Origin of the sequence: Bradyrhizobium sp. HKCCYLRH3099, from assembly GCF_051167855.1 — a bacterium.
Lineage (GTDB): Bacteria > Pseudomonadota > Alphaproteobacteria > Rhizobiales > Xanthobacteraceae > Bradyrhizobium.
In genome coordinates this window covers 1,102,596-1,116,126 of sequence record NZ_JBNPTW010000001.1, presented here as the reverse complement: position 1 = coordinate 1,116,126, position 13,531 = coordinate 1,102,596, and the positions used below count along the sequence as shown (strand labels likewise).

Here is a 13,531-nt window from a genome sequence, read left to right as displayed (position 1 = left end):
CTGGAGCGGTTCCGAACGCAATGGAGCCTTCTGAATGTCCGATCTCGATACCAGCGTGCTGTTTCGTCCGTTTCGCCTGAAGTCGCTGGAACTGAAGAACCGCATCGTCATGGCGCCGATGACGCGCAACGCAGCGCCGAACGGCATCCCCGGCGAGGCCAACGCCGCCTATTACCGCCGCCGCGCCGAGGGCGGGGTGGGGCTGATCCTGACCGAGGGCACGGTGATCAACCGCCCGGCCTCGCGCAACGAGCCCAATATTCCGTTCTTCCACGGCGAGGCCGCGCTGGCCGGCTGGCAGAAGGTGGCGAGCGCCGTGCACGCCGCCGGCGGCCGCATCGCGCCGCAGATCTGGCACACCGGCTCGACCAAGGGCATGAGCCGCTGGGAGCCGGACGCGCCGGTCGAGAGCCCCTCGGGCCTGATCGCGCCGGAAAAGCCGCGCGGCAATACGATGACCGAGAACGACATCGCCGACACCGTCGCCGCGTTCGCGCAGGCTGCCGCCGATGCCAAGCGTACCGGCTTCGACACGGTCGAGGTTCACGGCGCCCATGGCTATCTGGTCGATGAGTTCTTCTGGTCCGGCACCAACAAGCGCGAGGACCGCTATGGCGGGCCGACCATCAAGGAGCGCTCGCGTTTTGCCGGCGAGATCGTCGCGGCGATCCGCAAGGCGGTCGGGTCCGACTTCCCGATCATCCTGCGCGTCAGCCAGTGGAAGCAGCAGGACTACGCGACACGCCTCGCCGAGACGCCAGCGCTGATGGGCGACTGGCTGCAGCCGCTGGTCGACGCTGGCGTCGACATCCTGCACTGCTCGCAGCGCCGCTTCTGGGAGCCGGAGTTTCCGGAGATCGACGGCGAGAAGGGGCTCAACTTCGCCGGGTGGGCGAAGAAGATCACGGGCGCGGCGACGATCAGCGTCGGCTCGGTCGGCCTGTCCGACGAGTTCTTCTCGGCCTTCGCCGGCAAGCCGTCGAGTTCGGCCGATCTCGATGCGCTGCTCGAGCGCATGGCGAAGGACGAGTTCGACCTCATCGCCGTCGGACGCGCGCTGATCAGCGATGCGGATTGGGTGGCGAAGATCAAGGCCGGCGACAAGGCCGGGCTCAAGGGCTTCAACGCGGCGGATCTTGGCGCTTTGGTGTGAGCTGTCGTGGCTCGGTCGATCTTCACCTCTCCCCGCGTGCGGGGAGAGGTCGGATGGCACCGAAGATGCCATCCGGGTGAGGGGGGCTCTCCGCACGGTCGGTGGGTGAGGCCGCCCCTCACCCCAACCCTCTCCCCGTAAGAACGGGGAGAGGGAGCGCACTGTCCGCGGGGCGCGAGCCTGGGTTCTCATCTAGTCCTTGCAACAACTAATGCACCGTCAGCTCCAGGTACAGCGGGCTGCGGAAGGTGGAGGACGGCATCCAGGGCAGTTGTTCCTGGGTGCGGCGATACTCCGGAACAACCTTGTGCAGTTCGTCGAATGCGATCTTGATCGCCATCCTTGCGATCGCTGAGCCTAAACAGGCATGCACGCCGCCGCCGAAGCCGAGGTGGCCGCGCGGTTTCCTCGTGATGTCGTAGACATCGGGATTTGGAAACTGCCGCTCGTCGCGATTGGCGGAGCCGTAGGCGAGGCAGACGAAGTCGCCTTCGCGCATCGTCTGGCCGTGCAAAGTGAGATCCTTCTGCAGGCAGCGGCGGAAGCGTTGGGCCGAGGTGTTGAAGCGCAGCGACTCTTCCACCGCATCCGCCAGCAGATCGGGATTGGCGACGACGGCGCGGCGGGCGTCCGCATGGTCTGCGAGATTGTAGGCCAGCATGCTCATGAAGCCGCCGAGAGACTCGATGCCGGCCATGATCAGGGTCGTCGTCGTCAGCAGCACCTCGCGCTCGTCGAGCCGGTCGCCGTCGATCTCGGCCATGCTGAAATGCGAGATCAAATCGTTCTGCGGCCGCGCGCGGCGTTCGGCGATGACGGATGCCGCATAGTCCTGCATCCAATTGTAAGCGGCGATGTGCTGCGGCCCCTTGGCGCGGCTAACCGGATCGCTCTGCACCATCAGCACCGCCTTGTCGCGCACCGTCTGCTCATCGCCGAGCGGCAGGCCGAGCGCCGCGAACAGCACCCGCACGGTGAATTTCGAGGAGAACGCCTCGATGAAGTCGAAGCGCTCCTGGCCGCGCAGCGCCTCGGCGCTGGCGCGGGCGATGTCGCGGATCGGACCCGACAGGCTCTCCAAATTGCGCTTCATGAAGGCGTGCTGCACCAGGCCGCGCAGCCGGTCGTGGCGCGGCGGGTCGGTGGTGCCGAGCGTCGCGCCGGCGCGGTTCGGCAGCTCGGTCATCAGATTGCCCTTGGCCGACGAATAGGTCTGCCAGTTGGTGCCGGCCGCCGCGACATCGGCATAGCGCGACAGGATCCAGACCTGGGCCTGGGGACTCCAGAAGCAGGGGTGCTCGTCGCGCAAGGTCTTGTAGAACGGGAACGGGTCGGCATCGACCGCCGGCGAATACGGATCGAACGTGAACATCTCCTTGGCCTCCTCTCCATTGAGTATGGTCGTTGTTGTTCTTTTCACGATCCTAACCGCGTCCTTGCCGCGGCGTGAGACACGAACCTCGGCCAAGACTTGTACTTTTCCGGCATTCCGGCTTAGCTGTCGCGCATGCCACGCTTTCGCACCAAGCCCTCGATCCCCGCCTTCGCGCTGTATGGCGAGGCGTCCGCCGCGCAGCCGGATATGCTGCATATCGAGCCGATCCAGGTGCGCAGCAAGCTGTATCGCTGGGAGATCGAGGCGCATACGCATCAGGGCCTGCATCAGATCCTCTGGGTGGCGTCCGGCCCGGCCGAGATCGCCTTGGACGAACGCCGCGAGCGCTGCACCGGGCCGGTGGCGGTGATCATTCCGCCGGGAGTCGTGCATGCCTTCCGATTCTCGCGCGACACCGACGGCTACGTGCTCACCTTCAATCCTCGTGCCGTTGTCGAAGGCGACGTGCCGGCGACCGGCGAAGCGCTGCGCGACCTGTTCGCGACCGCGCAGATCCTGCAGCTCGATCCGCAGGCGGTCGCCACCCGCCGCATCGCCGCGCTGTTCGTCGACCTCGCCGATGAGTTCGCGGCCGCGGATTCGGCGGCCTCGCCGGTGCCGCATTGGCTGGGGCGCTCGATCGTGTGGCGGCTGGCGCAGCAGAGCGCGCGGCTGTCGGAGGGCGCGCGGCGCGGCAGCGGACAGGCCGCGTTGTTCACCCGCTTCATCGTGCTGGTCGAGGCGCATCACCGCGATCACTGGTCGGTGGCGCGCTATGCCGACCAGCTCGGCATGACGCCGGAACGGCTGAACCGGCTGACCCGGGCGGAGACCGGACAGTCTGCGCTCGATATCGTGCATGCGCGGCTGGCCCGCGAGGCTTGCCGCCGGCTCACCTACATCGCGGCGCCGGTGTCGAAGCTGGCGTTCGAGCTCGGCTTCAAGGACCCCGCCTATTTCTGCCGCTTCTTCAAGCGCCATACCGGAGCGAGCCCGCGCGATTACCGCCGCGCGATAGGCGTCGGCGATGGCTCCGCGCTTCCCGGCGGCTGAGCTGCGCCGCGAGCATCTCTGTTGCGCTGCGGCATGATGCCGGAAAAGTGCAAGAGATTGCCGGGTCCATCCAAGTGACCAGCCGCATTCCTTGCTAAAATCCGCGACTGACAAGCAAAGCCAACAAACCTGTTGTCGCGAATCCGGGAGATGAAGCCCATGAAAGTCCAAGTCTGCATCATCGGCGGCGGCCCGTCGGGCCTGATGCTGTCTCAGCTGCTGCATCTGCAGGGCATCGACACGATCATCCTGGAAAAATCCAGCCGCGACTACGTGCTGTCGCGCATCCGCGCCGGCGTGCTCGAGCACGGCTTCGCCAAGCTGATGCGCGAGGCGCAGTGCGGCGAGCGCATGGACCGCGAAGGCGAGATCCATCACGGCTTCTACATCGCCCATGACGGCAAGCTCGACCGCGTCGACCTGCACAAATATTCCGGCGGCAACTCGGTGATGGTCTATGGCCAGACCGAGCTGACCCGCGACCTCTACGAGGCCCGCGACAAGCTTGGCGGCAAGGTCGTGCACAACGCGCTCGACGTGACGCCGCACGACATCGATTCCGACGCGCCCTACGTCACCTATCGGACCGGCGACGAGGTCATCCGCGTCGATTGCGACTACATCGTCGGCGCCGACGGCTTCCATGGCGTCAGCCGCAAGTCGATCCCGCAGGACAAGATCAAGGAGTTCGAACGGGTGTATCCGTTCGGCTGGCTCGGCGTGCTCTCGCGCACCAAGCCGGTGTCGCCGGAACTGATCTACGCCAAGCATGAGCGCGGTTTCGCGCTGTGCTCGCTGCGCTCGCAGGTGCTGAGCCGCTACTACATCCAGGTGCCGCTGACCGACACGGTGGAAGGCTGGAGCGACGACGCGTTCTGGGAGGAACTGAAGCGCCGCCTGCCTGAGGAGGTCGCCGCCAAGCTGATCACCGGACCGTCGATCGAGAAGAGCATCGCGCCGCTGCGCAGCTTTGTCGCCGAGCCGATGCGCTATGGCCGGATGTTCCTCGCCGGCGACGCCGCCCACATCGTGCCGCCGACCGGCGCGCGCGGGCTGAATTCCGCCGCCTCCGACATCTATTATCTCTATCATGGGCTGCTCGATCACTACAAAAAGGGCGACGACCGCGGCATCGACGGCTACTCGCAGCGCGCGCTGGCGCGGATCTGGAAGGCGCAGCGCTTCTCCTGGTGGATGACGACCCTGCTGCATCGCTTCCCCGACCGGCTGCCGTATGAGGACAAGCTGCAGGACACCGAGTTCGCGTATCTGTTCTCGTCCGACGCCGCGCAGCGGTCGCTGGCCGAGAACTATGTCGGCCTGCCGTTCTAGCGGCTTGCGCCGTCCGTAGGGTGGGCAAAGGCGCGCCAAAGCTGCGAGTTGTTTGCTCCGCTGCATCGCGCGCCGTGCCCACCATTCCTTCCACGCGTGCCTATGCACGGTGGGCACGCGACCGCCCTGCCGGCGTCCGCTTTGTCCACCCTACAAGGCCGCGCATCGACCATCGCAGCTTCAACAAGCACCGCCGTCATCCCGGCATTGAGTGCGGCGAGCGGTCCGCTCTGATCGCCTCCGGATGAGTTCCATCACCTCCCCGACATCGCGATGGACTGTTGCTGATGCTGCTCGCATCGTTCCGCATCTCGGCAAATGCGAGCAGCAGGTTCCCTGTTAGTAGTTCCCTCATTCTTCTCATCAATCGTGCGTTAAGCCGCGCGCGCGATGGTCAGGCGAGGGAGACGCCGATGTCCAACGACCACCATGATGATGCACGCCGCCTGGAGACGCTGGCGGAACTCGACGTTCTGGATACGCCGCGCGAGCGCGCCTTTGACCGTCTGACCGGCCTGTGCCGGAAGATCTTCGACGTGCCGATGTCGACGCTCACTTTCATCGACGGTCATCGTCAATGGTTCAAGGCGGTCGACGGGGTGGCGGACCGCGAGGGCGAGCGCCGTCCGGCCTTCTGCAACTACGCGATCCAGCAGCTCGAACCGCTGATCGTTGCCGACACCCACCGTGATCCGCGCTTTGCCGACAACGTGCTGGTGCATGGGCGGCCCTTCATCCGCTTCTATGCCGGCGCGCAGCTTCGCATCGCCGGCGTCAATGTCGGCACATTGTGTGCGATGGACACGAAGCCGCGCGAATTCAGCGCCCAGGACGCGGAGATTCTGAAAGACCTGGCGGCCATCGCCATCGACGAACTGATGCTGCGCAATCTGAGCATGCGGGACAGCCTCACCGGGGCGCTGTCGCGCCGCGCCTTCCGCAGCGAGGGCGAGCGGCTGCGGGCGCTGGCCGAGCGCCACGGGCACAGGCTGACCTGCGCGCTGATCGACGTCGACCACTTCAAGTCGGTCAACGACCAGTACGGCCATGCCGTCGGCGATCTCGTGCTGTCGCAAGTGGTCGAGAGTTGCCGCGGCGTCCTGCGCGACTCCGATGTCATCGGCCGTCTCGGCGGCGAGGAGTTCGGCATCGTGCTGCCGCACACCAGCCTGGCCCAGGCGATGGCGGTGCTCGAGAAGATGCGCCTGGCGGTAGCTGGCCTCGCGGTCGACAGCCCGTGTGGACCGATCCGGGTGACGGCGAGCTTTGGCGCCGTGGACTTCGTTCCCGGGCTGACGTTCGACGCGATGCTGGAGCGTGCCGATCTTGCGATGTATGCGGCCAAGGATGATGGTCGCAACCGCGTCGTCGCGTGGGTGGAGGCTGCGCCGTCGCTCGCGCCCTCGCTGCGGCGCGTGTTCAAGGCCGGGCAGATCGCGTTCAACGCAGGACGATCGACCTTCGACTGCACGGTCCGCGCGCTGTCCGAGACGGCGGCCTCGCTCGACGTGATGTCGGTGGCCGATGTGCCCGAGCAGTTCAAGCTGGCGATTGCCAGTGACGGCATCTCGCGTGCCTGCCGCATGACATCGCGGTCGGACCGGCGGATCGAGGTCGCGTTCGTGTAGCGCCCTGCCGGCCGGGCTCGCGGAACCCGGGTCCTCGGCCCTCAGAAATGAGTTGCGTACCTCAAAAATCGCGCTAAGTTCCTCAACCCGAAGGGGAGGAGCATGGACGCACCGCTGACATTGCGGGATATCGCGCGGCAGGCCGGCGTGAGCCTGGCCACCGTCGACCGTGTGCTGCACAACCGTCCGGGCGTGCGTCCCGACACCGTGCGCCGTGTCAAGGATGCCATGGCGCGCAGCAGCTTTCAGCCGCATGCGGCGGCGTCGGAGCTTGCCCGCGCGCGGTCGCGGCGCTTTGCTTTCGTCATGCCGTCCGGACCCAACCCATTCATGCAGCAGATCCAGACGCAACTCGGCGAGATGGCGAACTGGATGGCGGCGCGGCGCCTGACGGTCGATGTGCGAACGACCGATGTATTTGATCCGCTCGTGCTGGCCGGCAGGCTCGACGACCTCGTCGGCCGCGTCGATGGCGTGGCCGTGGTCGCGCTCGATCATCCGAGCGTGCGCGCGGCGATCAACGATCTCGTCGAGTCCGGGGCCAAGGTGGTGACGTTGGTGTCGGACGTGCCGTCGTCGCGCCGGCATCATTATGTCGGGATCGACAATATCGCAGCCGGCCGCACCGCCGGTGCGCTGGTCGGGCGCTTTGCCAGCGGCAGGACCGGGCGGATCGCGATCATGGCCGGCTCGCTCGGCCTGCGCGACCATGCCGAGCGGATCTTCGGCTTCAGCCAGGTGCTGGCGGCGGAGTTTCGGCAATTGGAGGTTTTGCCCGTCGCTGAGGGGCATGATGCGGACGACCGCTCAGAACACCTCATGCGGAAGCTCCTGGCCGAGCATTCGGACATCGTCGGTCTTTACAATGTCGGCGCCGGCACCTCCGGGGTCGCCAAGGCGCTGGCCGAGTCCGGCCGCGCCGGCGAGATCGTGTTCGTCGGCCATGACGTCACGGCGCTGACGCGCAAGCTGCTGCTCTCGGGCGCGATGGATGCGGCGATCTCGCAGAACCCGGGACATGAGGCGCGCTCGGCGCTGCGCGTGCTGCTGGCGCTGGCGCGCGGCGAGCCGATCCTGAGCGAACAGGAAACGATCCGCATCGACATCGTGATGCGCGACAATCTGCTGTGACCGGTGCGGCCGCGTCGCGGCCGGGCTGATCGCGGATGGACGACGAGACGAGCAGGGGCTGTGCGAAGCGACGCAGATCGCCACGTCCAGCAACCCGTGGGAGGAGTAGACCGTGTTTCTCGGACTGGATGTCGGCACATCCGGCGTGAAGGCCGTGCTGGAGGATGACAAGGGCGCGCTGATTGCGAGCGCCGGCCGTCCGCTGGCGCTGTCGCATCCGCAGCCGCTGTGGTCCGAGCAGGATCCCGATCATTGGGTCGAAGCGACGTTGGGCGCGATCGACGATCTCGCCCGCGCGCATCCGCGCGAGACCGCGGCGGTGCGCGGCATCGGCCTGTCCGGACAGATGCACGGCGCGACCCTGCTCGCGCGTGACGGCCGGCCGTTGCGGCCGGCGATCCTGTGGAACGACGGCCGCTCGCAGGATGAATGCGCCGAGCTCGAGCGGCGCTGCCCGGAACTGCACGCCATCGCCGGCAATCTCGCGATGCCGGGCTTCACCGCGCCGAAGCTCGCCTGGGTCGCGAAGCACGAGCCGCAGATTTTCGATCGTGTGGCGAAGGTGCTGCTGCCGAAGGCCTATGTGCGCTACCGGCTGTCGGGCGAGATGGTCGAGGACATGTCGGATGCCGCGGGCACGCTGTGGCTCGATGTCGGCGCGCGGCGCTGGTCGGAGACGCTGCTGGCGGCGACCGGGCTCGGTCTCGATCACATGCCGCGTCTGGTCGAAGGCAATGAGCGCAGTGCCGTTCTGTCACGCGAACTGGCGCGGCGCTGGGGCATGGGCGCCGATGTCGTGATCGCGGGCGGCGCGGGCGACAATGCGGCGAGCGCGATCGGGCTCGGCGCGATCAGGCCCGGTGACGCCTTTCTGTCGCTCGGCACGTCGGGCGTGCTGTTCCGCGTCACCGACCGTTTCGCACCGGCGCCGGAGGCGGCAGTGCATGCGTTCTGCCACGCGCTGGGTGGTCTCTGGCACCAGATGGGCGTGATGTTGTCGGCGGCGGCGTCGCTGGCATGGCTCGCGCGCATTCTCGATGCGCCGGAAGCTGAACTGCTGGCGCCGCTGGGCGCAGCCGTGGAACGCCCGAGCCCGGTGCAGTTCCTGCCTTATCTCGATGGCGAGCGCACGCCGCACAATGATGCCCGCGCCGCGGGCGCACTGGTCGGCCTGCGCAGCGCCGCTGACCGCAGCGACCTCGTGCAGGCGGTCCTCGAGGGCGTGGCGTTCGCCGCGCGTGACATGCTGGCAGCCCTCGGCCGCAACGCTCAGGCGATCACCGAGGTCGATCTCGTCGGCGGCGGCTCGCGCTCGCTGGTGTGGGCGCAGATCATGGCCGATGTGCTCGGCGTCGCCGTGCACCGCGTCGAGGAGGGCGAGGTCGGCGCCGCGATCGGCGCGGCCCGGCTCGGCCGTCTCGCCGCCACCGGCGAGGCGCCCGCCGATGTCTGCCGCAAGCCGCGGCGGCTGCAGAGCTTCGCGCCCCGCGCCGCACAGCGTGCGGCTTACGACGCAGCTTACGCGCAATGGCGCAAGCTCTATCCCGCTCTCAAGGAGTCGATCTCGTGAACGTCCAGGCCCCCTTCTTCCAGACCGGTGCGACCATCGCTTATGGCGGGCCAGAGTCGCGTAGCCCGCTGTCGTTCCGCTGGTACGACAAGGACCGGATTATCCGCGGCAAGCGGATGGAGGAGCATCTGCGCTTCGCCGTCTGCTACTGGCATTCGCTCTGCTGGCCGGGCTCCGATCCGTTCGGCGGCGAGACCTTCCTGCGGCCGTGGCAGCATGGAGACGACGCGCTGGCGCTGGCGCGCGCCAAGGCCGATGTCGCGTTCGAGCTGTTCCGGCTGCTCGACGTCCCGTTCTTCACCTTCCATGATGTCGATGCCGCGCCGGAAGGCGCGACGCTGAAGGAATCCGTCGCCAATCTCAACGCCATCGCCGATCTGTTCGAACGGAAGATGGCGTCCGCCAAGGTGCGGCTGCTGTGGGGCACGGCGAACCTGTTCTCGCACCGCCGCTACATGGCGGGCGCCGCGACCAATCCCGATCCGGATGTCTTCGCCTACGCGGCTGGCCAGGTGCGCGCCGCGCTCGAGGTGACGCATCGCCTCGGCGGCGCCAACTACGTGCTGTGGGGCGGCCGCGAGGGCTATGAGACGCTGCTCAACACCGACATGAAGCGCGAGCTCGACCAACTCGGCCGCTTTGTGTCCATGGTGGTCGAGCACAAGCACAAGATCGGTTTCAAGGGGCCGCTGCTGATCGAGCCGAAGCCGAAGGAGCCGACCAAGCATCAATATGATTTCGACGTCGCGACCTGCTACGGCTTCCTGAGGCGCTACGATCTGCTCGACGACGTCAAGCTCAACATCGAGCAGAACCATGCGATCCTCGCCGGCCATTCGTTCCAGCACGAGATCGCGCTGGCCCAGGCGCTCGGCGTGTTCGGCTCGCTCGACATCAACCGCGGTGACGACCTCCTGGGCTGGGACACCGACCAGTTCGCGATGAACGTGCCAGAGCTGGCGCTGGTGTTCCACGACATTCTGCGGGGCGACGGCTTCACCACGGGCGGATTGAACTTCGACGCCAAGATCCGGCGGCAGTCGATCGATCCCGACGATCTGCTGCACGCCCATGTCGGCTCGATGGATGCGTGCGCGCGGGCGCTGATCGCGGCCGACCAGATGCTGGAGGACGGCGCGCTGACGGCGCCGCTCGCGCAACGCTACGCCGGCTGGGACGGTGACGAAGGGCAGGCCATTCTCGCCGGCCGCCGCTCGCTCGCCGAGCTCGCCGACCGCGCCATCACCTCCGGCCTCGATCCGCAGCCGCGCTCGGGCCGGCAGGAATATCTGGAAAGTGTGGTGAACCGCTATGTCTGACGACAGCAGCCTGCGCATGCCAAACGAGACGGCCGCCATGGGCGCGACGCCCACGGCACAGCCGGTGCTGGAGCTCAAGGGCATCGGCAAGCAGTTCGGCGCGATCCGCGCACTTCACGGCGTCGATCTGACGATCGGCGCCGGCGAGGTCGTCGGCCTGATGGGCGACAATGGCGCCGGCAAGTCGACCCTGGTGCGCATCATCGCCGGCAACTTTCCGCCGAGCCAGGGCGCGATCCAGTTTTGCGGCCGCGAGGTGCATTTCCATCGCCCGATGGACTCGCGCAGCGTCGGCATCGAGGTCGTCTACCAGGACCTCGCGCTCGCCAACAATCTTACCGCCGCCGCCAACGTCTTCCTCGGCCGTGAGCTCAGGCGCAATTTCGGACCGCTCAAGCTGCTCGACCACAAGGGCATGGAGGCGCGCGCGCTGGAACTGTTCCGCGAGCTGCGCTCGGAGACGCGGCCGCACGATCTCGTCAAGGACATGTCGGGCGGCCAGCGCCAGGCGGTGGCGATCGCGCGCACGCGGCTGTCCAATGCCAAGCTGGTGATGATGGACGAGCCGACGGCGGCGATCTCGGTGCGCCAGGTCGAGCAGGTGCTGAGCCTGATCCATCGCCTGAAGGAGCAGGGCATCGCCGTGATCCTGATCTCGCACCGCATGCCCGACATCTTCGCGGTGTGCGACCGCGTCGTCGTCATGCGGCGCGGCGAAAAGAAGGCCGACAAGCCGGTCGCCGAGACCAGCCCCGAGGAAGTCACCGCGCTGATCACTGGCGCCAAGGAGGCCGCGTGATGTCCGTTCCATCCGAAACGAGCGCGACGAGCCCCGACGTCACCTTCACCAATGTCGGCGCCAGCAGGTGGTGGCATCGCGGCGTGTTCGCGTCGCAGACGGCCTATGTGACGATGGCGCTGGTCGCGCTGATCGTCATCATGAGCTTCGCCAGCCCGTATTTCCTGACCCAGGGCAACCTGCAGAACGTCGCCAAGAACTTCTCCTTCATCGCGATCGCGACGCTCGGCATCACTTTCGTCATCATCACCGGCGGCATCGATCTCTCGGTCGGCTCGCTGATGTGTTTTGCGGCGATGATCACCTCCATGGTGATGACGTCGCTGTCGACGCCGGGAATGCCGCTGTCGTCGCTGTTCGTGCATCTCGCCGCCGACGGCAAGACGGTGGTGGCGAACGTGCCGGGACTGATCCTGATCGTCTCGGTGCTGGCGGGCCTCGTCGTGTCGCTGATCGTCGGCCTCGTCAACGGCGTCTGCGTCGCGCTGCTCGGGCTGTCGCCGTTCGTGACCACGCTCGGCATGCTCTCGATCGTGCGCGGCCTCGGCTACGTCATCTCCAACGGCAAGGGCAGCTTTCCCGGCGGCCCGGATGCCGATTATTTCTATGCGCTGACGCAAGGCGACGTGTACGGCGTGCCCGCGCCGTTCATCTATCTCATCCTGCTGGCGCTGCTGATGGCGCTGGTGCTGCACCACACGACGTTCGGCCGCCACGTCTTCGCGATCGGCGGCAACGAGAAGGCGGCCGAGCTGACCGGCGTCTCGGTGCCGCGCGTCAAGATCGAGGTCTATGTGGTCGGCGCGCTCGCAGCGGGCCTGCAGGGCATCATCATCTCCGGCTGGCTCGGCTCCGCGCCGGCCAACATGGCGACGTCCTACGAGCTCAACGTGATCGCGGCGGCGGTGATCGGCGGCGCCAATCTCGCCGGCGGCATCGGCGGCCCGCTCGGCGCCATCGTCGGCTGCGTGCTGCTGGAAGTGATCCGCAACGGCCTCGTGCTGGCGCAGGTCAACTCCTACTGGCAGCAGACCTTGGTCGGCGTGATCATCATCGCGGCCGTGCTGGTCGATCGCATCCGCGCGCGACTCTTGTGACGGGATACTGGCCGGGATGTGACTGTTCAGTCTATCCGCGCCCGGCGCAGACAATCATCAAGGATAGACATGGAGGAGGGAAGCCATGAAGAAGCTGCTGTATGCGGTCGCATCGCTCGCGATCCTGATGGGCCCGGCGCAGGCCGAGACCAAGTATCGTTTCGCCATCGTGCCGAAGGCGATGAACAACCCGTTCTTCGACGTCGCGCGCGACGGCTGCCTGAAGCGCGCCAAGGAGCTCGGCAATGTCGAGTGCATCTACAAGGGCCCGGTCGAGCACGAGCCGGCCACCCAGGCGCAGATCATCCAGGACTTCATCACCCAGAAGGTCGACGGCCTCGCGATCTCGGTGGCCGACGTCGCGGCGATGACCAAGTCGATCGACGCGGCGACGGCGGCCGGCATCCCTGTCATCACCTTCGACGCGGATGCGCCCGGCTCCAAGCGCCTCGCTTACATCGGCACCAACAACAAAGATTTCGGCCTTGCGCTCGGCAAGCAGCTGCGCGAGCTCCGGCCTGATGGTGGCAAGTACGCCGTGGTGTCCGGCGGTCCCGGTGCCAAGAATCTCGCCGAGCGCGTCGATGGCGTGCGCGAGGCGCTGAAGGGCTCGAAGTGGACGGAAGTGGCGGGCTCGCCGACCTTCTGCAACGACGATCCAGCGCTGGCCGTCCAGCAGATGGCTGACCTCCGCACCGCGACCCCTGACCTCGGCGCCATCGTGCCGATCGGCGGCTGGCCGATGTTCGCGCCCGAGGGCTACAAGGCCTTCGTCAACAAGAACAAGAAGGACATCGATGCCGGCAAGCTGACGCTGGTTGTCGCCGATACCTTGAAGATGCAGCTCGAGCTGCTGCGCGACGGCTATTCCAACGCGCTCACCGGCCAGCGTCCGTTCGAAATGGGCGAGAAGTCGATGGACACGCTGCTCGCGATCAAGAAGGGCGAGAAGGTGCCGGAGGTGATCTACACCGGCCTCGATCTCGTGACCAAGGACAACGTCGCGAAGCTCTTGAACTGATCTGAGTTCCTCCCGGGGAAAACCTGGCGGTCCGGCACCCGGCTTCGGCGGGG

The 13,531-nt window shown here is 66.9% G+C and carries 11 protein-coding genes; 10 read left to right on the top strand and 1 reads right to left on the bottom strand.

Going from position 1 to position 13,531, the window contains the following annotated elements; all coding sequences use genetic code 11:
• Positions 1-34: 34 nt before the first annotated feature.
• The gene (locus ACQR1Y_RS05100; protein ID WP_434879791.1) at positions 35-1,153 is read left to right on the top strand and encodes an NADH:flavin oxidoreductase; all 1,119 of its coding nucleotides are present in this window, start codon (positions 35-37) and stop codon (positions 1,151-1,153) included.
• A 208-nt stretch (positions 1,154-1,361) separates the two neighbouring features.
• On the opposite strand, the gene ACQR1Y_RS05095 is transcribed toward ACQR1Y_RS05100, so the two are convergent.
• Positions 1,362-2,525 (bottom strand): cytochrome P450, encoded by a 1,164-nt coding sequence (locus tag ACQR1Y_RS05095; RefSeq protein ID WP_434879792.1) that lies wholly within the window; start codon positions 2,523-2,525, stop codon positions 1,362-1,364.
• 135 nt (positions 2,526-2,660) lie between these two features.
• Between ACQR1Y_RS05095 and ACQR1Y_RS05090 the strand changes: the two genes are divergently transcribed.
• The 9 genes from ACQR1Y_RS05090 (at position 2,661) to ACQR1Y_RS05050 (ending at position 13,478) form a co-directional block, all read left to right on the top strand.
• Positions 2,661-3,581: a helix-turn-helix domain-containing protein gene (locus ACQR1Y_RS05090; protein WP_434879793.1), complete on the top strand. Its 921-nt coding sequence runs from the start codon at positions 2,661-2,663 to the stop codon at positions 3,579-3,581.
• 159 nt (positions 3,582-3,740) lie between these two features.
• Entirely contained in the window at positions 3,741-4,913 is a 1,173-nt protein-coding gene (gene pobA / locus ACQR1Y_RS05085) for a 4-hydroxybenzoate 3-monooxygenase (protein ID WP_434856680.1), read from the top strand.
• 413 nt (positions 4,914-5,326) lie between these two features.
• A complete protein-coding gene (locus ACQR1Y_RS05080) occupies positions 5,327-6,541 on the top strand; it encodes a sensor domain-containing diguanylate cyclase (protein ID WP_434879794.1) in 1,215 nt (404 codons plus the stop codon).
• A gap of 102 nt (positions 6,542-6,643) precedes the next feature.
• Positions 6,644-7,672 (top strand): LacI family DNA-binding transcriptional regulator, encoded by a 1,029-nt coding sequence (locus ACQR1Y_RS05075; RefSeq protein ID WP_434856678.1) that lies wholly within the window; start codon positions 6,644-6,646, stop codon positions 7,670-7,672.
• A gap of 112 nt (positions 7,673-7,784) precedes the next feature.
• Positions 7,785-9,242, top strand: a complete 1,458-nt coding sequence (gene xylB, locus ACQR1Y_RS05070) for a xylulokinase (RefSeq protein ID WP_434879795.1) — start codon at positions 7,785-7,787, stop codon at positions 9,240-9,242.
• The gene (gene xylA / locus ACQR1Y_RS05065; protein ID WP_434879796.1) at positions 9,239-10,561 is read left to right on the top strand and encodes a xylose isomerase; all 1,323 of its coding nucleotides are present in this window, start codon (positions 9,239-9,241) and stop codon (positions 10,559-10,561) included. The genes xylB and xylA overlap by 4 nt, the downstream gene beginning before the upstream one ends.
• A gap of 37 nt (positions 10,562-10,598) precedes the next feature.
• Positions 10,599-11,360: an ATP-binding cassette domain-containing protein gene (locus tag ACQR1Y_RS05060; protein ID WP_434857234.1), complete on the top strand. Its 762-nt coding sequence runs from the start codon at positions 10,599-10,601 to the stop codon at positions 11,358-11,360.
• Positions 11,360-12,457, top strand: coding sequence for an ABC transporter permease (locus ACQR1Y_RS05055; protein WP_434856675.1), 1,098 nt, complete (start codon positions 11,360-11,362; stop codon positions 12,455-12,457). Before ACQR1Y_RS05060 ends, ACQR1Y_RS05055 begins: the two co-directional genes overlap by 1 nt.
• 85 nt (positions 12,458-12,542) lie before the next feature.
• On the top strand, positions 12,543-13,478 hold the full coding sequence (locus tag ACQR1Y_RS05050; protein WP_434856674.1) for a sugar-binding protein: 936 nt from the start codon (positions 12,543-12,545) through the stop codon (positions 13,476-13,478).
• The last annotated feature ends 53 nt before the right edge of the window (positions 13,479-13,531 follow it).